Annotated in this window: 17 protein-coding genes and 1 tRNA gene; 10 read left to right on the top strand and 8 right to left on the bottom strand. The window is 41.9% G+C overall.

Annotated features, from left to right (window positions below; all coding sequences use genetic code 11):
- Window positions 1-199 precede the first annotated feature (199 nt).
- Together NWP17_RS11240 and NWP17_RS11235 are read left to right on the top strand one after the other, a co-directional pair.
- Window positions 200-340, top strand: coding sequence for a hypothetical protein (locus NWP17_RS11240; RefSeq protein ID WP_280655002.1), 141 nt, complete (start codon window positions 200-202; stop codon window positions 338-340).
- Window positions 341-699: 359 nt separating this feature from the next.
- Entirely contained in the window at window positions 700-4,164 is a 3,465-nt protein-coding gene (locus NWP17_RS11235) for an ATP-binding response regulator (RefSeq protein WP_280655001.1), read from the top strand.
- Here NWP17_RS11235 and NWP17_RS11230 read toward each other — a convergent pair.
- Both NWP17_RS11230 and NWP17_RS11225 read right to left on the bottom strand, forming a co-directional pair.
- Window positions 4,143-6,008, bottom strand: coding sequence for an ArnT family glycosyltransferase (locus tag NWP17_RS11230; protein ID WP_280655000.1), 1,866 nt, complete (start codon window positions 6,006-6,008; stop codon window positions 4,143-4,145). The genes NWP17_RS11235 and NWP17_RS11230 overlap by 22 nt on opposite strands.
- A 100-nt stretch (window positions 6,009-6,108) precedes the next feature.
- Window positions 6,109-6,687, bottom strand: a complete 579-nt coding sequence (locus NWP17_RS11225) for a hypothetical protein (protein WP_280654999.1) — start codon at window positions 6,685-6,687, stop codon at window positions 6,109-6,111.
- Window positions 6,688-6,903: 216 nt separating this feature from the next.
- Here NWP17_RS11225 and NWP17_RS11220 point away from each other — a divergent pair, with 216 nt between their 5' ends.
- Together NWP17_RS11220 and NWP17_RS11215 are read left to right on the top strand one after the other, a co-directional pair.
- Window positions 6,904-7,236 carry a DUF565 domain-containing protein gene (locus NWP17_RS11220; protein WP_280654998.1) on the top strand — a complete coding sequence of 111 codons (333 nt, stop codon included), beginning with the start codon at window positions 6,904-6,906 and terminating at the stop codon, window positions 7,234-7,236.
- 2 nt (window positions 7,237-7,238) lie between these two features.
- Window positions 7,239-8,156, top strand: a complete 918-nt coding sequence (locus NWP17_RS11215; protein ID WP_280654997.1) for a glycerate kinase — start codon at window positions 7,239-7,241, stop codon at window positions 8,154-8,156.
- Between the two features lie 35 nt (window positions 8,157-8,191).
- Here the strand turns inward: NWP17_RS11215 and NWP17_RS11210 are convergent, their stop codons facing one another.
- Complete coding sequence (locus NWP17_RS11210) at window positions 8,192-9,649, bottom strand: protein adenylyltransferase SelO (RefSeq protein ID WP_280654996.1); 1,458 nt, start codon at window positions 9,647-9,649, stop codon at window positions 8,192-8,194.
- A 107-nt stretch (window positions 9,650-9,756) separates the two neighbouring features.
- Here NWP17_RS11210 and NWP17_RS11205 point away from each other — a divergent pair, with 107 nt between their 5' ends.
- Window positions 9,757-10,962, top strand: a complete 1,206-nt coding sequence (locus NWP17_RS11205) for an anhydro-N-acetylmuramic acid kinase (RefSeq protein WP_280654995.1) — start codon at window positions 9,757-9,759, stop codon at window positions 10,960-10,962.
- Between the two features lie 103 nt (window positions 10,963-11,065).
- Window positions 11,066-12,565, top strand: a complete 1,500-nt coding sequence (locus NWP17_RS11200; RefSeq protein ID WP_280654994.1) for a serine/threonine-protein kinase — start codon at window positions 11,066-11,068, stop codon at window positions 12,563-12,565.
- Between the two features lie 290 nt (window positions 12,566-12,855).
- Here the strand turns inward: NWP17_RS11200 and NWP17_RS11195 are convergent, their stop codons facing one another.
- From NWP17_RS11195 to NWP17_RS11180, 4 genes are all read right to left on the bottom strand, one after another.
- On the bottom strand, window positions 12,856-13,053 hold the full coding sequence (locus NWP17_RS11195) for an NblA/ycf18 family protein (RefSeq protein WP_280654993.1): 198 nt from the start codon (window positions 13,051-13,053) through the stop codon (window positions 12,856-12,858).
- A gap of 494 nt (window positions 13,054-13,547) precedes the next feature.
- Window positions 13,548-14,288, bottom strand: a complete 741-nt coding sequence (locus NWP17_RS11190) for a Stp1/IreP family PP2C-type Ser/Thr phosphatase (RefSeq protein ID WP_280654992.1) — start codon at window positions 14,286-14,288, stop codon at window positions 13,548-13,550.
- Window positions 14,289-14,307: 19 nt separating this feature from the next.
- Complete coding sequence (locus NWP17_RS11185) at window positions 14,308-15,993, bottom strand: ABC1 kinase family protein (protein ID WP_280654991.1); 1,686 nt, start codon at window positions 15,991-15,993, stop codon at window positions 14,308-14,310.
- An 82-nt stretch (window positions 15,994-16,075) separates the two neighbouring features.
- Complete coding sequence (locus NWP17_RS11180) at window positions 16,076-16,402, bottom strand: DUF6825 family protein (protein WP_280654990.1); 327 nt, start codon at window positions 16,400-16,402, stop codon at window positions 16,076-16,078.
- 250 nt (window positions 16,403-16,652) lie between these two features.
- Between NWP17_RS11180 and NWP17_RS11175 the strand changes: the two genes are divergently transcribed.
- Complete coding sequence (locus NWP17_RS11175; RefSeq protein ID WP_280654989.1) at window positions 16,653-17,375, top strand: Uma2 family endonuclease; 723 nt, start codon at window positions 16,653-16,655, stop codon at window positions 17,373-17,375.
- A gap of 3 nt (window positions 17,376-17,378) precedes the next feature.
- On the opposite strand, the gene NWP17_RS11170 is transcribed toward NWP17_RS11175, so the two are convergent.
- Complete coding sequence (locus NWP17_RS11170) at window positions 17,379-20,078, bottom strand: CBS domain-containing protein (RefSeq protein ID WP_280654988.1); 2,700 nt, start codon at window positions 20,076-20,078, stop codon at window positions 17,379-17,381.
- A gap of 521 nt (window positions 20,079-20,599) precedes the next feature.
- On the opposite strand from NWP17_RS11170, the gene psbZ reads away from it, so the two are divergent.
- The 3 genes from psbZ to NWP17_RS11155 all read left to right on the top strand — a co-directional run bounded on the left by psbZ (window position 20,600) and on the right by NWP17_RS11155 (window position 21,707).
- The gene (gene psbZ / locus NWP17_RS11165) at window positions 20,600-20,788 is read left to right on the top strand and encodes a photosystem II reaction center protein PsbZ (protein WP_280654987.1); all 189 of its coding nucleotides are present in this window, start codon (window positions 20,600-20,602) and stop codon (window positions 20,786-20,788) included.
- A 168-nt stretch (window positions 20,789-20,956) separates the two neighbouring features.
- Window positions 20,957-21,535 carry a 6,7-dimethyl-8-ribityllumazine synthase gene (ribH, locus tag NWP17_RS11160; RefSeq protein WP_280654986.1) on the top strand — a complete coding sequence of 193 codons (579 nt, stop codon included), beginning with the start codon at window positions 20,957-20,959 and terminating at the stop codon, window positions 21,533-21,535.
- 100 nt (window positions 21,536-21,635) lie between these two features.
- A tRNA-Gly gene (locus NWP17_RS11155) sits at window positions 21,636-21,707 on the top strand.
- Window positions 21,708-21,931: the final 224 nt, after the last annotated feature.

Genomic DNA, 21,931 nt, shown 5'->3' with positions numbered 1-21,931 from the left:
GTACAAAAATCAATATGAGTCATAACATATGAACATATGTGTACTTATATATCTTAATTAATCACCCTGACCCATATTGATGGAATATGTATATTAGGAGTGTTATCCACTTCTAAGGTTGATGTGTAGCAGTGTATTAAACAAATAACGCCTCACGTCAAAACGCTCTACTGGTGCGGCTGTTAAACAACCAGGTATAATGGCATGGGTCCTAGAACTTAGTGGGATGTTGCCTCAGCGTGTGTTGTTAATGAAAATACATTTTTTAATTGATGATTCACCTATGTATGTTTCTCCAGATATAGATCCTTTGATTTTACTGCTTGTCACAGATACTTAAACTAACTTAAAGTATCTTCGCATTGTAAATCATTATAATTGCTCAAGGTTTATTAGCGAATCTTTGACCCCATAATTGTTGTAGTTGTCACGCTCAAAAAGGAACTCCCACACCAGTCAGGGACTGACAAGGATATTCATTACCCCAAAATTACCACTGACACAGGCAAAGAGTAAACGCCATAAGTCTTGTCTGTTAAGAATTTCGCTCATTGTTTGCATGGCGTTGAAACTGTAACCAGAATCGCTGAAATGAGTCTTCTGAAAGAATATTGGTTTGCTGCTTGAACAATATTTAACCAACTGGTGATGGTAAAGCAGCCAGCTTTCACAAAGAAGAATGAGCCTAATAGATTCCTTATGTCAATGCTACAGTACCCGCTTTATGACTTTCTCGCAACCGTACCCAAGTGCGTAGAAACAAGTACCCTAGCTATCGTGCTGGAGATATTTGAGCAAGAGCAATGCGATCGCTTGGTAGTAGTAAATCAGCAACATTGCCCCTTGGGATTGGTGCAATCTGCTCGCTTAACAGAAAAATTATTGGTAGCATCGAGTGAAAATCAAGTTTTGGACTGGGAGCAGCCACTGTTAACCTGGGATCAAAGCCTGATGGAACCAATCAAGATATTACCAGCAAGTTATTGTGTGGAGCAGTTTGAGCAGGTTTTACGTTACCAACTGGAATTAAGCCTAACGGGAGGTCAGCCCCAAACACACACCCTCTTAGATTGGGCGCTGATTGATGCAGATGGCAAATTTCTAGGGTTGTTGAATAGTGCAGGTCTTTTAAGAGCCTTGGCTAAGGAAAAGTTAGCAGTCAATGGCAAGAAAAATAGATATACTTCTGTTTTCCAGAGAAAGTCCCGCAATATTTCCTCAAACCATCCTCACACCTCTAACACAACAGCAAAAACTCAGGAGGAAACACAGTGGTCAGGGATGGGGATTTCAGCTGGTAGGAGCAAAGGCCCAAGTCCAACAACAAACCAAAGTCAACCAGTACAGAAATCACTGGTTCAATTATTAGAATTACTACCTTGGCCGTTAATGCTGCAAACCGGAAGTGGTGAAGTAGTAGCCAAAAACCCGGCTTGGTGGCAGCAATTAGGAGCATTAAAAGATCCAGAAACCATCCGACAACAAGTGGAAGCAATATTAGCCCCGGCTTTGGCTAAGGGAACCACAGAGTACGCCAGTCAACCAGTAACCAGATTTATTCCCCATGACATGGGGAATAATCATGGCGCAAAAAAACAATCAATATCACTACAGTCTCAAATCCCTCCGCCACCAGATCAAAAAGCCACAAAGAACACATCCAATCGCTGCTTTTTGGATACTCACATGGGTACTTGTACTTGTATTGTGGAAGTACAAAGTGGCCAGGAACGGATTTGGCAGTTTGCCAAGATTTCCTTAGATAGTCAGAAATCAGAACTGCTATTCCGAGAAATGTTGGCTGGGGAGTTTACTTTGAAACAAACCGCGGGGACTTTGCCAGTTAATGACCTATGGTTAGTATTGGCCACTGATGTCACTGAACAGCAGCAGATATGTAAAGAACTAGCAGCCAAAAATGCTGATTTAATTCAACTAAATCGCTTAAAAGATGAATTTTTAGCTTGTATTAGTCATGAACTAAAAACCCCCCTAACTGCTGTTTTAGGACTATCACGGTTGCTGGTGGATCAGCAGTTGGGTGAACTGAATGAGCGCCAAGCCCGTTATGCGGGATTGATTCATCAAAGCGGACGGCATTTAATGAGTGTGGTCAATGATATTTTAGATTTAACCCGCATGGAAACAGGACAGATGGATTTGGCCTTCGTACCTGTAAAAATTCGGGCCGTGTGCGATCGCGCCCTCGCTGAAGCAAAAGCAATCCACACTCAAACTACTAAGGCCAACGCCTCCCCAACCCCAAGCACAAGTTCCATTCCTGAATTTGCCCTTGACCTGGAACCAGGCTTAGAAGAAATGGTGGCGGATGAGTTGCGCCTGCGTCAGATGTTGGTACACTTACTTTCTAATGCCTTTAAGTTCACAGAAAACTCGGGTGAAATTGGTTTGCGGGTAAGTCGTTGGGAAGGTTGGGTGGCTTTTACAGTCTGGGATACGGGTATTGGTATTCCTGAACACCAGCAACATTTAATTTTTCAAAAGTTCCAACAACTAGAAAATCCTTTGACTCGCCAATTTGAAGGGACTGGTTTGGGGTTAGTTTTAACTAGGGCTTTAGCTCGTCTCCACGGGGGTGATGTCAGCTTTTTATCTCGTGAAGGCAAGGGTAGCCAATTTACTTTACTCCTCCCACCCAGTCCACCACCTACGGGTTTAACAAGTCCTGATATGGGAATTAGAGAACATAGTAAAATCCCAGTGTCTGAAACCAGAGAAAATACAAATGTACCACGTGAGCGCGTGGGGAAAATTGCCCAACATCAGTCCACAAGCTCACAACGCTTAGTGCTGGTAGTGGAGGCTGTGGCTAGATATATCGAAGATTTGACTGAGCAACTCAAAAGTTTAGGTTATCGGGTGGTAATTGCTCGTTCAGGAACCGAAGCAGTGGAAAAAGCCCGTCGCTTGCAACCAAAAGCCATATTTTTAAATCCCTTATTACCTTTACTTTCCGGTTGGGATGTGTTGACTTTATTAAAATCAGATGCTGCAACTAGATACATTCCTGTGATAGTGACGGCGACCGGGGCGGAAAAAGACCAAGCTTTTGCTAATGGTTCCGATGGTTTTCTCAACTTACCAGTTAAGCACCAGGACTTAGTACCACTTTTAGAAAACTTAGTCACCCAACCGGTTGGGTATTCGGGGTTCGACAATGAGCAAGTCACGCCAACTATAACTCCACTGCGAATTTTGAGGTTGGTAGAACCAAATTTAGAATCAGTTGACTCCCGTCCTGCGTTGGGAGACCACCGGGTGATAGAGGTTGATGATTTGGATCAAGCTGAACTTTTGGCAAGGGTTTGGAAGTTTGATGTAATTTTACTGGATGCGTCAGGTTCTGTGGCTGAAGGTTATCTAGAACGGTTAATTCAACATCCCATATTGGCTGAGATTCCCCTAGTGACTTGCGATGTGGCTACTACTCTAGCTGCTTCACAAATACCTGGTTTGTCGGTGTTTCCTTGTTTGATATCATCATCTGGAGATGAAAATAATTTGAGTGTCGCCCCAGACCCTTTGTTATCTGTGTTGCAAATTGCTTCTGGTGTTTGTTGTCCACCCAGTATTCTGGTGGTAGATTTAACCATGCTAGATGATGCACCACAAATGCGCGGTAAAGACGTTAGCGGTAAAAAGGTGAAAAAATCCTCACTCAATCATGAGGCTAGCGAACGGGGGGCTGAATGGTTCCAGGCTTTAATTCAGTATTTACAGACTGCCGGTTTTAAGGCTGCTATGGGGCGTTCTTGGACCGAGGTGTTACAACAAATTCTTCACCAAAGTGTTGATTTGCTGCTAATTTGTTGGGGCGATTCTTCTGTAGATCAGGATTTACTGGCAAAATTAAAGACTTTGGGGGATTTACCAGGGGATTTACCACCGATTTTAATCATTGATGAAGGGTTAAATCACACTGTGACACGTTCTCAGGGGCATATTTCTCCACCAGAAAATTTCATGAGTGAGTTGGCGGACTTTGTAGTTAGTATAGGGTCACATCAAGCCTCGCGGAACCAGCGCTTACCAGGTGGTGTCTCGGTGAGGAGCAAAGAAGAGACCACCGCTCAGATTTTGCCCCGTTCTATCTCAATGGAGGATTTATTAACTCAGATTAATCAAGCTTTAGGTTTAAAATGAGCCATTTGACCGGTAAGAGTGGATGAATATTGTTTGTTTGTAACCAATTTGTTGATTTTTTTCCAGTTAACTCGAATTAACTGATAACTATCTGTGGTGTGTAAAATATCATAAGTATCTGGTTGTAAGTCCATTTTCACAAGAGCTTTAGGTTTGGCGAGGAGGAGCATTGAAGGTGGTTGTGCCGGTTGAGAGGTGCGATTTTTAATATGCTCTACAGCATCCTGAGTGAGTTTAATATAATTTACTTGTTGTTGTGTGTAGAATACTACACTTGTTTTGTTGATACCAACTATGACTAATTCTTCCTGTGGTTGTTTTTCTTGGACTATGAAAGCAGATAACTCTCTTAAGGGTTGTTGACGCTGCTGATCCATCAAAAGTAAAGCCGGCATGAGGACAGTAATTAAAAACATCGTAAACAGGAGTAAGTTAACTTTAATAATTTTGTACCAATGGTGATGGATGGTCAAAGCGGCAATTATTATGGCACCAAGCAACCAAATCATTCCCCCCAGTGTTGGTAAATTTGCTTTTTGAATCAGTGTGAGGAAACCGGGAGCAACGGAATTATCATTGATGACATAGTTGATGTGAAAGAGTACTGCTGCTAGTGCTGTGATGAAGATAATGTTAATCCAGGCGCTGAGTTTGAGAGAAAAGGAAACGGAGGGCGGATCTTGGTTAAGGTCGCTCCATAACAGGGCTATTAAAATAGCTACTGCTGGCATTAAAGGTAATACATAGCTGGGAAGCTTGGTAACTGCGATGGTAAAAAAAACAAAAATAGTAATAAACCAGATGCAGGCAAATAAACCAAATTGTTGAGAGCGTTGTTGAGATAACCAATGCGATCGCTGCCAAAACTTCTGTTTAGCTATTGCCAGGGGTAAATACACAGAGTAGGGCGCAAAACCGACTAAAACCACTGCAAAATAGAAATACAAAGGTGCTGAGTGACCATTCACCACTTCTGTGAAACGTTCTATATTGTGATAGCCAAAAAAAGAATTTATATAATCCCAACCATTACGCCAAGCGACTAGAACATACCAGGGGGCTGACAAACAGAAAATAATCAGCATACCCATAAGAATCCGCATTTCTGTTAATACTTCTCTAACCTTGCCAACATATACAATAAATGCGCCAATGATCAATGCGGGGAGAACAAACCCCACTGGACCTTTAGTTAAAATCCCTCCAGCAATTAGCACGTAACAAGCCAAATACCACTTGTTGGGGAATAGGGCTGAAAAAGATCCCGGCTTTTGCTCATGCTTACCCCCATACCCTAGAAAAAAACATAATAATGCTGATGCTATGCAACCGGTGAGCATCATATCAGATACACCCGTTCTTCCCCAGACAATCATCTCTGGATTGAGTGCCAGCATAGCACCTGCAATCAAGGCTGTTAAGTTGGGCTGAGTGGGGTGTAATTTTTTTTGTATTTGGTCTTTGGTGGATAAATACCAATGTACGGTGTAGAAGGTTAAGGCGATGACTCCAACAGCTGCAATGGCTGAAGGTAGGCGCACAGACCATTCGTTAACTCCCATAATTGAGTAGGCCATGGCTTGACACCAGTATATTAAGGCTGGTTTATCAAAACGAGTTTGTCCATTAAAAACTGGAGTGATCCAATCACCTGTAACTAACATTTGACGGGAAGCTTCAGCAAATAATGGTTCTGTTTCATCAATTAAACCTACACTGCCTAAGTTCCACCCATAAGCCAGCCAAGTTAGCAGAATTAGTATAGTTACCGCAAAGATTGGACTTTTGATTAGATTGTGGTAACACTCGTTAACAGTACCCGGAACACTCAGTTTTATTCTCATTGGTCATTAGTCATTGGTCATTGGTCATGGTCTTAAGTCGTTGACTAGCTGTTTTTTGTTCTTCCATAAAAAACGGGGAAGTGAGCGATCGCGCCTTTTGTCAAGGACTTAGTACCAATAACCATTCTCGCTTTTCCGTGTTCCATTGAGGCAAAGACGTTTCCCCAACAACATAGGGACCCCAGTAACGCCGAGAACCATCTTGTGCGAAGGCGACTATAATATCTCCTTTTTCTAATTTTAGTTCCTCATCAGGTAAGGATAGAATCAATCCTTGTTCACTACCTTCTTGGGGATCAAAATCCCAATGGGCGGGAACATCATAGTTACTTTGCTCACCAGATTTTTTTCTCCGGGATTGTTGAGCTAGTAAGGCCAGGCGCACTGGCTGATCTGTTTGATTACTCATGCGTAAACTCCCCTGATTTTGATCATCAGCAGTTGGGTGTTGACGATCTGTCAAAATGTGAGTGTCTTTGAGTTTAATTTTGTTGGTTTGGTTAGTTTTGGCATTTAAGGTAATTACATCCTGGTTTTCTGTATCTTCTGAAACGGCAGAAGATTTATGAGAATCTAGGGTTTCAAAAGAAACACTTATTTCCCAACATCCCACCATGAACCCAAGCAAGCCCAAAGCACAAGCTACAATAATAGCGTTACGATATACTGTAAGTCTCATATTGATAATTATTAGCAATAGTCTTTTTCTAGGGTTAAGCAAATATTAACCTATGATCTGGATCGGTAATTGAGGTTATCCTCTGGGATGCTGAGTATATGTAGTATATAAAAAATCTCATTTTCACCATATAATTCTGGAATTGTTAACAATACAACTGCTTCGATTCCCTACCTACTCTTGTTAAGATGAGAATTGGAAAATTGTTACAGTTTTATGCAAAATACTCGTCTAACTAATTTATTCGATTCCATTGCTAGGCGTTTGGGGCAATGGTTTTTAAATCCTTGGCGACGTTTGTCTTTACTCTTGATTAGTTTCTTTTTTGGTTTTTTTCTGGGAACGGCAATTTCTACTATAGCTGGACAAAGAGGTTTATTAGATATTGTGATAGCTGGTATTTTGGTGGTATTAACAGAGGTAACTAGTAGAATATTTTACAGCCCTGGGTTTTTGTCTCAGCGATTACTCTTGATTGAATCACTAAATGTTCTCAAGGTGGGTTTTATTTATAGTATGTTTGTCGAGTCATTTAAACTTGGTTCATAATTATGAATTTTTGGGCTAGTGATACAGAGACTACAAAGGCAGGTTTACTAAATTCTATCTTGCCAACTTTTAACCAATTTTGCCACACTCATCTAGATAAACCACCAGAAGAAATGTTGGGGGTGTTGTGGGACTTATGGCTACCATTGAGTATAAAAATAGCATCACATCGTCAAGGATTGGGACGACCGCTAATTCAGGGAATTTTAGGTGGACAAGGTACTGGTAAAACCACAATGTGCCGGGTTCTGGGTTTGATTCTCCAACAGTTAGGATATAATACTCTGAGTCTATCTTTAGATGACTTGTATAAAACTTATGGCGATCGCCTGGTTTTAACTCAACAAGACCCCAGGTTGATTTGGCGTGGTCCACCAGGAACCCATGATATAGATTTAGGTTTACAAGTATTGGATCAAATTCGTCAGGGTCAAAGTTTAGTTACTGTTCCCCGGTTCGATAAATCTATATACAACGGTGCAGGCGATCGCACTAATCCAGAAATTGTCAAAAACATTGATATTGTCTTGTTTGAAGGTTGGTTTGTGGGGGTGCAACCGATTAACGATGATGTATTTAATCATGCACCGCCGCCAATTTCCACAGATGAAGATCAGAGATTTGCTCGTGATATGAATCGGCGACTAAATGATTATCTGCCACTGTGGAAACGATTAGACAGTTTAATAGTGTTACATCCCACTGACTACCATTACTCCATGGTATGGCGTAAACAAGCAGAACAACAAATGATCGCTGCTGGTAAATCGGGAATGTCTGATGCACAAGTTGAGGAATTTGTCAACTATTTTTGGCGATCGCTGCACCCGGAATTATTCATTACACCGTTGGTAAAATCGCGCTTAGGGATTGATTTAGTAGTTTCAATTAATCCTGACCACAGTATGAGCATCTTTTAATGCAAAACTGGAAATTATTTAACAGCCCAGCGTTACTAACTTTTAGACTGAATTTTCTGTACTAAATCATTAAACGGTTGCCAATTATCCTCTTGGGCGATAGGTTCCCAAACTGATTCGATAATTGGTCTTAATAACACCGTTTGTGGGTTGTTCTCAGCCAGAGTTTGGGCAATTACATCCATGTGTTCCGGTGCAAAAGAATTGAGAATTTTATGATACAGTACACACCAATTCTCAAAAATATTTGAAACTTCTGAGGTTGGTATAATATCGGAACCCTTCAGTACTAAAGCTGGGTCATCTCGCCATGGAGAAGCAAAGGTAAGGGCTATTTCCGAGAAAAAATGATGATAACCAACTTGGCTATCTTGTAAAAACTGAATAGTTAAATTTAACAGTTCATTTGCTGCTGGTAACTGTAACTGCTCAAAGCCTAACTTTTTCCACATTAACAAGCGGTATTGATTTTGGTAATACTCATTAAATTTTGCTAATGCTGACTCCATTTCAGCTTGATCAATAATTGCCTTTAATGCTTCCTGGAGCATTTCTAAATTCAACTGACAAATGCTTGGTTGATGACTATAACAGTAGCGTCTATAGTAGTCAAAATAAGCAGCAGTAAAGTAGGGGTCATAGGTGGGAATAAACGCATAGGGTCCATAATCAAAGCTTTCCCCTGTAATTGACATATTGTCAGTATTTAGAACTGCATGACAAAAACCAGAAGCCATCCACTGAGCTGCTAGTTCTGCCACCCGTTTAACTAATTCAGCATAAAATAAAACATATTGATTTTTTTCCCTCAGTAAATGAGAGTAATAATACTGAATTACATGATCGAGGAGTTTTGTAGTTAAATCTGGTCGCTGTAAATAATGCAAGCGCTCAAAAGTGCCAAAACGTATATGAGAACTATTCAGCCTCACCATGACAGATGAGCGAGTAGGTGAAGGTTCATCACCGCGCCATAGAGATAAACCAGTTTCAATCATTGTTAAACAGCGTGAAGTGCGTACTCCTAATTGATGTAGTGCTTCTGCTGCTAACACTTCTCGCACTCCGCCTTTAAGTGTGAGCATTCCATCACCCCCACGAGAGTAGGGTGTTTTCCCCGAACCTTTTGTACCAAAGTCGTACAATTCGCCATTAGTACCGCGTACTTGTCCATAGAGAAAGCCTCTACCATCACCCAAGTGAGGATTATATTCCCCAAACTGATAACCGTGGTAACGCAATGCTAAAAATGGTTTGCGTCCCTGGAATTTACCAAAGGCGTGGATAAAATCTTGATCTGTAACTGTTTGCGGGTGTAGTCCTAACAGAGGTAGCAGTGCATCATTACGCCAGCGTAGTATGGTTTGGGGAAAATCTGCCGCCATTACCTCGTCGTAGTAATCATCACCCAAAGATGCCAAAGCTGGTTCATAGTTAAGGGTGAGAAGGGGATTGTGAGTATTTTCGTTGTTGGAAGTTTCAGCCTGATTCATGACGAGGAAAGCTAATTGATTCTTCCTTCCATCCTACTCTTGGCAGTAGGCAGTGTGAACTGAATATTTGGCAAACAACGGTAATATAAATTGAGTATACTATTGCAATGGACAAAATCATCAAAGTTACCGTACCTGTTCGTGTTATCGGTTTAATTAGCGGTACTTCCGTAGATGGTATAGATGCTGCTTTGGTAGAGATTACTGGTAGTGATGTGGATTTGAAGGTTTCTTTATTAGCAGGGGAAACCTATCCCTACAATCCTGAATTAAGAGGAAAAATTTTAGCCCTTGGCGCTGGTGCTGCCATAGACATGGCAGAATTGGCAGCATTAGATGATGCCATCGCCTTTGCCTTTGCTCAAGCTGCTGAAAATATCCAAGTCGGTCATCAGCCAGCAACTTTGATCGGTTCCCACGGTCAAACTGTTTACCATCGACCAGCCGTACAGGAAGTTCAAAATGTCTTGGATTTTAATTCTCCCCACGCTCTAGGTTATAGCTTACAATTAGGTCGCGGTGCTTTAATTGCCCATCTGACAGGAATTACTACTGTGAGTAATTTTCGTGTTGGCGATATAAATATCGGTGGTCATGGTGCGCCCCTTGTACCGAGAGTAGACGCTTTTTTATTAAGTGATTCTCTTCATGGGCGTTGTGTTCAAAATATTGGTGGAATTGGCAATGTTACTTACATTCCGCCTCGTAGTGATGACTGGCTGAGAAAAATTCGCGGTTGGGATACTGGACCCGGAAATAGTTTACTGGATTTGGCAGTACAACATTTAACTAATGGTGCTAAGTCCTATGATGAAAATGGTAACTGGGCAGCTAATGGTGTTCCTTGCTATTCATTAATAGAAGAATGGCTGAAACAAGATTATTTTCATCTACCCCCCCCTAAATCTACAGGTCGTGAATTATTCGGTGTGGCTTACCTACATCACTGTTTACAAGATGCTGCGCCGTACCAACTCAACCCTGCTGACCTACTGGCTACACTCACAGAACTGACAGTCGCTTCTATTGCTCATAGTTATCATACCTTTTTACCCCAAATGCCCCAGCAGGTGTTATTATGCGGTGGAGGAAGTCGTAATCTTTATTTGAAGCAAAGGTTACAGTTATTGCTGCCATCAGCACCAGTTTTGACTACAGATGAACTAGGATTGAATGGGGATTTTAAAGAAGCCATCGCCTTTGCTGTTTTAGCCCACTGGCGACAACTGGGGCTTCCCGGTAATTTACCTGCTGTCACTGGCGCACCTGGTGAAATACTTTTGGGAGAAGTTCACTTATCAAGAACGAGTTAGAAAAATATCAACTATCGTTCTTTACTGTTTGTGTTTCCTTGACAGGCGATATTTACTCAGTGAAAATTAGGCAAACTAGAAGTATATAAGTCTTAATTCCCCCATGTCAGACCCCAACATTGGTCGCTTACTTAGTCAACGCTACCAGCTTCAAAAGTTAATTGGTAGTGGTTCTATGGGTAAGGTTTATCTTGCTCAGGATATTTTGTTGGGTGGCGTACCTGTAGCGGTCAAGTTTTTATCCCTGTCCATAGAAAATCAAAAGATCCAGTTCCGAAAGCGCTTTGAGCAAGAAGCGAAAACCTGTGCTTTATTGGGACAAAAAAGCATCCACATTGTCCGAGTTATGGACTACGGTTTAGATGAAAATAACACTCCTTTCTATGTGATGGAATACTTAGAAGGAGATAGCCTCACTCACATTATCTACCAAAAAAGTCTATCTTTCCCCAGATTTTTGAATATGGTGCGTCAAATCTGCTTGGGGTTGCAGAGCGCTCATGATGGTATCCCGGTTGATGGTATGGTTTACCCCATTATTCATCGTGATATCAAACCCAGCAATGTTTTAGTCATTCAAGATCCTAGTTTTGGTGAATTAATCAAGATTCTAGATTTTGGGGTTGCTAAGTTACTACAGGCTGATAGCGACCAGAGTAAATACTATTTAGGAACCATGGCTTATTCCTCTCCTGAACAAATGGACGGTCAGGAATTAGACCAACGCACTGATATTTACAGTTTGGGGGTGATGATGTTTGAAATGCTGACAGGCAAAATGCCTTTATCACCATCAACTAAGTCGTTTAGTGCATGGTATAAAACACATCACCATCAACAACCACTCTCCTTTGCTGAGGCTGCTCCTAACCTGGAAATTCCCGAACCAGCCCAAAGTTTAGTGATGAGTTGTTTGGCTAAATTACCAAGCGATCGCCCCCAAAGCATCGGTGATATTCTCCAGATTTTAGAGTCTTTAGAATATGATGCTCGCCTGCACACCACTTCACTGTATAGCTGTGCGCTGGAGCCGAAGAAAAAAGCCAAGGATGAGTTTGATATTGTTAACTCTGCTTGTTGGCCTGCTAATAAACCAATTGCTGATATTGTTTTCCCGAAATCTATTCGGTTCAATGGGAAGATGCTGCCAGCCCTCTGGGTGATGCTACCACAGGAAGAAATTGTTAAACGCCTAATTTGTCATGTTTATAATCAATTTTTGTTTATTGCTACTCCCTATCCTATGCTGCTCTGGATTACTGTGATTTACAATCGCCAAAATGGTGCTAAATGGTTACCTTATTACCTAGATATGAAAACTAGTCTTGGTCAAGATATTGCTTCCCTAATAGCACAAGCAGGTTCTTATTATTTGTTATTCTTTGCCAAGCAAGCACCACAACGCTGTTTTCAGGTTTTAGAATCCGGTATTGACCCAGCCCAGCCCCAACGATTGCAACAGTGGGTAGCAATGAGTAAAGGTTCTGAAGTAACTGCCAATGCCACAATGAGTAAAGATTTACTTAAAAGTGAGTACGAAAAAATTAAACCTAAAATTCTGGCTAGGTTGGAAACAATTGCCAGGGATTTATCGGCTAAGTGAAACAATGCATCACATAGGCGGGCAAATCTGGCAATTTCAACCAGTAATGCTGCATCTCAGTTTCACACTTGCTAGATGTTAAATTTTGTTAAGCAAAATGTGTATCTAGTTGTAAGCTTGATTTATAAAAAATATAATTATGAGTGGATGGGAAATTACGCCTTTAGCTTTGGCATGGTTGGTATTTGATTATCTAGGTGAGTTGACGCCCCAGCAACCCTGGCTCCTTTCCTCCTTGGAACTGAGCAAGAGAAGGAGGTCGCCCACTGCGACACACAAACCAAAGTAATCTATGCCATAGTGGAACCTGAATCTAAGCCCCACTGGTGCTTGAGCAACTCTTGATAAGTTGCTTCCCGGACCATCATCTGTTCGTAAAGCTTGACCAAAAATTCCTTAGCTTGTTCGCTGCTCATGTGCTGTACTTGGTTAGCAAAGGAGCGGATACTAAATTGCTGTTCTAAAGACAGTTGGATTGGTTGGTTCATAAGATACTCCGAGAAAAACAACGCGGGAAATTTAGATTTATTACGGAATTAGCAAAGGTATAATAAGATGGACAATGTGTTGGATACAGTTGCATCTTTATATTAAGAAAGATAACAATTGTTTGGCCAATTGCCCACATCCTTATGGGTAAAATTCCGGCTTTGATATTTTGCACTTCAACCAATTGATGTATAACCAGGGTTTGCTATAATGAGGTTTGGGCAAAAATCATTCTTAGCCGGTATAACTAGTTAAATTGTGCAGTGTTAGCCTCCAGTGTATAAAGTTGTCGGTTGAAAGTATTTTTATCAGGTTGTAAATAAAAAAAATGCTCAGGCTGAACAAATTGTTAAGTATATGTACCAAAAAATATAAGTTAGCAAATTAGCAATTTTGGATTTTCAATTCCCACTATGTTTTCATAGAAACGGATTAAACATCAATTATCCTGATCCGCTTTTGGGTGGTAAAAATCCAAAATTGCACAGGTTCACTATTGGGGAGGGTTTTCTGATAGTGAAACCATCACAATTGTGATGTTATCATGACCCCCTTTTTCTTTGGCGGCTTCGATGAGGGCAAGGGAGGCTTTTTCCAAAACTGGGGAATTGCGGAGCTGTTCAGCAATATTCTGATTGTTCAGTTCTTCGGTTAAACCGTCACTACATAGAATTAGGCGATCGCCTAGTTTAATATCTAGAGGTTGCAGTTCAACTTGATGTAACTCTTTCCTTCCCAAACAACGGGACAGTACATGACGGTATGGGTGATTTCGGGCTTCTTCTTCAGTAATTTCACCCAGTTTGATTGCTCTAGCCACCCAGGTATGATCTTCTGTGACCTGTTGTAATTGAGATTCCCGAAACCGATATAACCTAGAGTCACCAACATGAGCGCACCAAGGAGAATCTGGAGAGCGAAAAATCACAGCCACCACAGTAGTACCCATATCAGATCGTTCTGGGTGCTGTTGCTGGTCTTCTATGATAGCTTGATTGGCTTTTTTGAGGGCGTTTTCTAGTAATGTAGGAGTGGGGTCTGGTGCATCCCAGTGGGAGAGCAAAAACTCTTTAATTTCCTCCGTGGCGATGCGACTTGCTTGTTCGCCTCCTGCATGACCACCCATACCATCAGCAACAATAAAAAATCGCCCATTGGGATCGATATGATAAGCATCCTGGTTACTAGAACGAACAAGCCCCGGATCAGTGGAACCCGTAAAGTTAAGTTTCATAATTTTTGACAACGATTCATTAATAGGTTCGGTCATAACGGTCGAGGCGTGATAGCAAGCGAATTAGCATAAAGGAAACTGCGGCGGCAATTAAACCAGCTAGCACGGCCAACCATACATAACGATTAACCAATAAAATTGTGGCAGAAAGAGTAAATCCACTAATTATTAAAGCGTAACTTGTGCCCAGTTGGATATTACTTTGCCTACGTAGTAGGCGTTCGGCTTCTATGGAACGGACACGCACCCGCACATCTCCACGTTCTAATTTTTCTAGTGTATCCTCTAGTCTCCGGGGCAGCCCAAAAGCAGTTGTAGTAACTTGGACTGCCTGGCGACTTAACTCATTGATAAAGCTATTGTTATCAGCACCATTCATATTTGTTATTAGTTCCATTGCATATGGTTGGGCAACTTCCATAAAGTTAAATTCCGGATCTAAGCCTTTGCCCACCCCCTCCAGGGTGGAAAAAGCCCGCATCACAAAAGTGAAGGTGGCGGGAAATCTAAATGGCTGATTATAAGCTAATTCATACAGATCGTCACTGATAGCGGCCACAGATTGATTTTCAAAAGGCTGATCCATGAAATTGTCCAGCATATACTGGATAGAACGGCGCACAGGTCCCATATCTTCTGTAGGTGCGATAGCGCCTAGATTGATCAGAGATTGGACAACGCGATCGCCATCTTTTTGAGCAATGCCAAAGAGTGTTTCCATTAGCCCTTCACGCACATCGGATTTAATTCGCCCCATCATACCGAAGTCGTAGAAGATTAAATCCCCAGTAGGTCCAACAGCAATATTGCCTGGATGGGGGTCAGCATGGAAAAAGCCGTTATTTAGCAACTGCAACAAGTAAGCCTGAGCGCCTTGACGTGCCAGGACTTTGCGGTCTAAACCAGCGGCTTCTAAAGCTTCGTATTGACTAATTTTAATTCCGGGGAGATATTCTAAAGTTAATACTTTAGGTGAAGCGTAACGCCAATAAACCCTAGGGACTTTTACCCATTCATAGCCGCGAAAGTTACGGCGGAATGTATCAGCGTTACGACCTTCATTGAGATAATCAATTTCTTCCCAGAGAATACGGCAACACTCTTCATAAATCCCCAGCCAATCTCGCCCCCGTCCCCATTTAGGATGGTTTTGAAAGTAACGGGTAATGCCTTTGAGAATCTGTAAATCGATTTCAAAGAGCTTCTTGAGTCCAGGACGCTGTACTTTGACTACAACTGCTTCGCCAGTGTGTAGTACTGCTTTGTGTACTTGTCCCAAACTAGCAGCCGCCAGGGGTATAGGTTCAAAACTCTGGAATAATTCGGGAATTTTCTTGCCTAGCTCTTGCTCAATTATCGTTTCTACTTGCTCATAACTAAAGGCAGGCACTTTATCCTGTAACTTGGCCAACTCTTCCACATATTCGCCGGGGAATATGTCAGCACGGGTAGAAAACAACTGCCCGATTTTAATAAAAGTTGGTCCCAAGTCCAGTAGTGTGTTACGAATCCAGACGGCTTGGGCTTTGCGTCGTTCAACTTGTTTGGTCTCAGTGACACCACCAGGGTAACTCCAAGATTTGTTGTAACGCCAAAGCTTGAACATTAAGGTCAAGACAAATGACCAAATGTCCACAAACCGCCGTCTGCTAGAGTAGTTTTCCCGATTCCAACGGTATGCTTGATCTGAATAACCTGTTTCCATATTTTTTTTGTACCGTTGGTTTTTAACCAAATCAGTTGGATGAAAAAACACAGCGTCATGTGTACTGACTAAACAAACAACTTTATACAGAACTGCTGCGATAACGTTGTAATTCATTTCGCAAGAGGGCAATTTCTGCCCTTAGTTCATCTATGGTTGCTTGTAAGTCAACAGAATCAGAACTGGAGTGACCGCCCCTAGAAGCGGTTTCACCAGCATTAGCAGCTTCTGCTGCTCGCTCTGCCCGTTCCAGGACTTCTTGTGTGAACTGGTGCATTTGCTCTCTAACTTCGGCGTCAAATTTGCCTAAATCGCTTAAAGCGTCTGTAATAGCCACCTCTAAGCGCTCATTAATTACTTCTGCCACAGCTCTGCCCACAAAAAAGGCTTGTAAAAGAGGTTTATTCATAAATTTTTGTTACGTTGCTCCGCAAGAGAATTATAACTTGCCTGACCGCTTTGCGACTTCTGCTGGAAAACTAGAGATCATAAATTCCCAATTTTTTTAACATATATATTTTATACATCTTGTTAGATAAAGTGAATCTGATTGATGTGTGGCCAATCGCATCTGGGATTACCACCAGCTAACGCCAGTCCATCCCTCACCATTACCCTGCTACAATCAAACCATAAATGTATGATGCCGGACTCATTCTATGACTCTTGCTGTTGAATTAGAATCTCAAACAGGCATCTGTAATGATGTGATCTTTCCCTCTGGTGATTTATATAGTGATGAACCCCCCTTGGAAACTGAACTACATTTAGAACAAATGATGCTCTTGCTGAAATGCTTAAAATGGCTGTGGCGAGAGAGAAATGATTTTTACGCGGCGGGAAACCTGACTATTTACTACAGCCCCCATCAACGCAAATCACAAGACTTTCGCGGTCCGGACTTTTTTGTGGTGTTGGGAACAGAACGCAAAACTCGCAAAAGCTGGGTGGTATGGGAAGAAGACGGTAAATATCCCCATGTGATTGTGGAAATTATTTCTAATTCCACAGCCAAGACAGACAAAGAATTAAAGAAGCAAATTTATCAAGATACTTTCCGCACACCTGATTACTTTTGGTATGACCCATACACATTAGAGTTGGCAGGATTTCATTTAGTAGATGGAGAATATCAACCGCTAGAAGCAAATGAACAAGGACATTTGTGGAGTCACCAGCTAGGGTTATATCTGGGAGTTTATGAAGAAATGGTAAGATTTTTTACCCATGATGGGGAATTAGTGCCGACACCGGAAGAGACAGCCGAACTTGCGGCACAAAAAGCCGAACTTGCGGTACAAAAAGCCGAACTTGCGGCACAAAAAGCCGAGCGTTTGGCGGCCAAACTGCGAGAGTTAGATATTGACCCTGATACAGTTTAGAGATCAGTGATTAGGGTAGTGCTTGATTAAAAACTCTTCAGCCCCAGTTCTATCCTTAATTATTCCATCTAAGGTGGCAGCGAGTAAATGATCTAAGATTTGCCGATATTGTGGGCTTGGTTTGTAGCCTAATTGCTTTAAATCATGACCATTGAGTATGGGCTGTACATTGGCTAAAACTCTTAAATAATGCCATATCTGCTGTCTTAGCGATCGCGGACTCGGCAAAGCAATTAAAATCAGCATGGGTAAGTCATACTGTTGTAGTGATTGCACTACTTGACTGGGATGCTGACAAGTTGGTAATAATTCCATCACCTTAGTTTGGGCTTGATCTAAGTTTTGCAGGCGTTTAATAGCATTTTCTTGTAGATGGAGATTCTGGGCTACTTTCCCGCGATATTGTGGTTCTAAGTGGGCAATTAAGGCTTCTAGGCGCATTTCCCATTGTGTCAGGGCTTGTTGGTGGTCAAATCTTCGTAAACAACCTTCTAACAGTCGCAACTGTCGTAAAAGTGATTTATCTAGGTTGAGTTGGGGATGAATACACTGCAACGCCCCTAATTGATTGAGTAGTTCTAAGGCTGATTGCCAATAAGGGGCTTGGAGGATGTATTTTAATTCTGCTTTGAGTCGAGTTTGTAGGGCTGGGGTTTTGATGTTTGTTTCGGTGGTGCGATGGTAAACGCCACTGTTAATGGCATAGTGGATAAATTCTTTTGTTTGTGATTCAATCTCAAATCCAAAGCGTACAGCGAACCGTACACCCCGATAAATGCGGGTAGGGTCTTCAATAAAGCTATTGGGGTGTAAAACCCGAATTTGCTTGGCTTGTATATCTAGTAAACCGCCGAAGAAATCGAGTAATTCTCCTGGACGGGGAGACGTGAGGCGGATGGCTAGGGCGTTGATGGTAAAGTCCCGGCGATATAGGTCTTGACGAATGGAACTAGCTTCAACTTCAGGATTTGCAGCTGGGTAAGGATAAAATTCTGTTCTAGCGGTGGCAATATCCATCCATAATGAGTTTAATTCAGGGTCTTTGTGCCATAGTAAAGCAGCAGTTTGAAAAGCACCATGAATTTCTAACCGCGCCCCTGAATAAATTTCCTGGAGTGCTTTTGCTAGTTCTACTCCCGCACCAACATCTGCTGCTTGGTGAAAGCCGTCAACTACAAGGTCTATATCTGTAATCATTAATGTTCCTGCGGCTGATTCAGCTAACAGCAAATCTCGCACAGCACCGCCTACCAGATAAAGATGCCAACCTCGTTTTTGGGCTGCTTGGGATGCTACGGTGAGTAGTTGCCATAGTTGGGGGGCTAGGCGACTTTGTAACTCAGTATTAAAGTTGATTTGGTGTTGTGTATTTTGTATTGTGTATTTATTTTCTGGGTGGGCTTGATGTAATTCCCGCAATACATCAGTACGGGTGACAATTCCTACTAAATGATTTTTCTCCAATACTGGTAAGCGTCCTATATCATAAGTTACCATCAGGGCTTCAATTTCCGGCAGGATGGTATCTGGTGTAATTGTTTTAACTTTAGTGGTCATGTAGCCTTTGACAGGTGCATGACTAAATCCGTGGTGTAGGGCAATATCAATATCCCGTCGGGAAATAATTCCCACTAATTCTCCCTGACTTTCAACTACAGATAAACCAGAGTGTCCATAGCGTAATAATATGCTTTGTGCCTGGGAAATTGTGGTGTCGGGGCGAATGGTGCGGACAGGGGAGGACATTAAGTCCCTCGCGGTGGGCGGATGAGGAATTGAGGCTTTGATGCTGTCTAGAAGTTGTTGTAATATTTGCTGTGTGTCTACTTGGCGTAAACTTAATGATGCAGCTTGAGAGTGTCCACCACCGCCAAAGATTTGGAATAAAAGATGGAGATTGACACCGGGAATTTGGCTGCGTCCGATGATTGTTGAACGCAAGTCACCTGGTTTATTAGTGTATTGGTTTGCCAGTAGTAAGGCATCTATTTCCGTTAATTCTATCAGTTGCGAAGCTAAACCTGATAACCCCGGCACAAAATCATCTGTTTGCAGTGTTACCCAGCCAAGAGTATATCCGCGTAAGCAAAAATATTCTAATTTTTCCAGTGCTGTGGTTAATAGCTGCTGTAGTTGAGGGGATAAACCCCGGTCAAGATAGGTGGAAATTACTGATGAACTGACTCCTTGCTGCATTAACCAAGCTAAGGCGAGGGCATCTCTAGGGGTGGCATTGTCAAATGTTAATGAACCTGTATCCACGTGAATCCCTAAAGCCATGACTGTGGCTTGAGATAAAGTCAGGGAAATTTGCTGTTGCTGCAATTGTTCGACTATTAAAGTTGTACAGGCCCCCACGGGTTCAATGTGAGATTCTGTGGCCGGGATGTTTATATGTTGACTTAAATGATGGTCATAAACTATTATTTCTTTAACATGGGGTAATTCTAACCATTCAGCAGCCTTACCCAGACGATGGCGCTGTTGTGTGTCTACAACTCTTATAGAACGAATATTGTCAGGATTAACCGCGCGTCTTTCAATCAGGGAATACTCATTCCGGTGCAGTGCTAAAAAGTCTCTGACGGGTGGATGTGCGCCTCCGCTTAGTACAATCTTACTGCCTGGTAACAGGCAGGTAAGCCCCACCGCAGCCGCTAGTGTATCAAAATCGGCGGTTGTGTGACAAAGAATTAAGTCCATAGTTATTAACAAGCGTGACTGAGCAAGACTCAAACCCTCACTACCAACTAAAATTGAGTTACTCTGGTGAGGCAATTTCCGCTAGCTTAACAAGTAAGTAAGAAATTTAAGTTTCGCCCTTTAGGATATTCTATCAAAACATAGTGGGAGCGTGAGAACCCCTAGGCTAAAGCCCATGAGATGAAACGCGGCTCAACAGGATTTATCCTGTCGTATCCCTAACAAAAAGCGATGAGTATTTACGAAGCATTTGTGTTCAGTTAAAATAAAAAAAGCATCCACAAATTGGTGAAAAACCCATAAGATGCCAACTCAATTAGTCACACAGCTAAGTATAATCTTAGTCAAGGTGAGTAGGGGAGCTTTGACACTCCCAGGAGAATATGATTTATTAAATCATATGGTGAACGTTGCGTAGCTTGTCTGATGACCGCGTAGCAACATCAGTTTAAAATCCCCTGTGTTTCAACCAGGGGAGGTGTCAAATTGAGAATTATTTGTGCTAGTTTGAGAGAAGGAAAATGACCATAATATTTCAATTCGCTTTGATATCTTTAGTTGTGGCATCTTTTGTATTGGTGATCGGCGTTCCTGTTGCCTATGCTACACCGCAAAATTGGGTGGAATCGAAAAAATTGCTGTGGCTTGGTTCTGGAGTTTGGATTGCTTTAGTGCTTCTAGTGGGTATATTGAACTTTTTTGTAGTTTAAGCGATCGCTGGTATCCCTTGAAAACAGCATAGGAACTACAGGAGCAGAAGAGCCAAGAACAAGATTTTCCGGTTTTCTTGTTCTATTAACTTAAATGTGCTCTCCTGCTCTTCGGCGTTTAAAAACGAAATGTATATTGGCTACTGTATAGTTGATGAAGAGGCAGTCATGGCAGTTTTTGAAGGAACTTTTGTTCAAACGGAACCGTTGCGGTTAGCAGTGGTTATTGGTCGATTCAACGACCTCGTTACCGGGAAGTTGCTGGAGGGTTGTCAAGATTGCTTGAAACGCCACGGTGTAGACCCAGATCCCTACGGGAGTCAGGTTGACTATGTTTGGGTTCCTGGGAGTTTTGAAGTACCTGTGGTAGCCAGACAACTAGCACTTTCCCATCGTTATGATGCTGTAATTTGTTTGGGTGCTGTGATCAGGGGACAAACACCTCATTTTGATTATGTATCTTCTGAAGTTGCTAAGGGCATTGCTGCTGCTAGCTTTCAAACTGGTGTGCCGGTGATTTTTGGCATTTTAACAGTGGATACTATGCAGCAAGCCTTAGAACGAGCCGGGATTAAAGCTAATCATGGCTGGGACTACGCCATGAACGCTCTAGAAATGGCTACCCTGATGCGGCAATTGCGCTCTAATCTCACCGAGTCATACCCCCACAATGGGCAGTCTTTGCCAGCATCTTTTTCTGGTAAAAATTTGAGCAACTTGTCCGCAGAGTCAGAAGAAATAGGCTGAAACCCTTGCATTGTGCTGAGTCCAAGCACTCAGCACTAAATTTAAATTAGGGGTTGACAAATTAAAATATATCTGAGATTCTAGATTTTAGATGAAAGTTGCGGGTATAGCTCAGTGGTAGAGCGTCACCTTGCCAAGGTGAATGTCGCGCGTTCGAATCGCGTTACCCGCTTTGATACTATATAAGACTTCTAGGAAATTTATGGGTTTAACCCAAACTCTATAAAACCTACTTTAACCCAAATTTAACCCGTGTCAACATACTACGTAAAGTAATTTTGTGTAATACGTACATAAGTACTATAACAAGTTGATATAAATATGGGATAATAATATTAGAGGCTAGAACCCTTACTGTATAACAGTTACAGCGTTTTATAGGGAGGGTCAAACCTT

Source organism: Chrysosporum bergii ANA360D, from assembly GCF_029891735.1.
Classification (GTDB): Bacteria; Cyanobacteriota; Cyanobacteriia; order Cyanobacteriales; family Nostocaceae; genus Umezakia; species Umezakia bergii.
The sequence above is the reverse complement of the archived record's forward strand: the minus strand, read 5'-3'. Positions and strand labels throughout refer to the sequence as shown.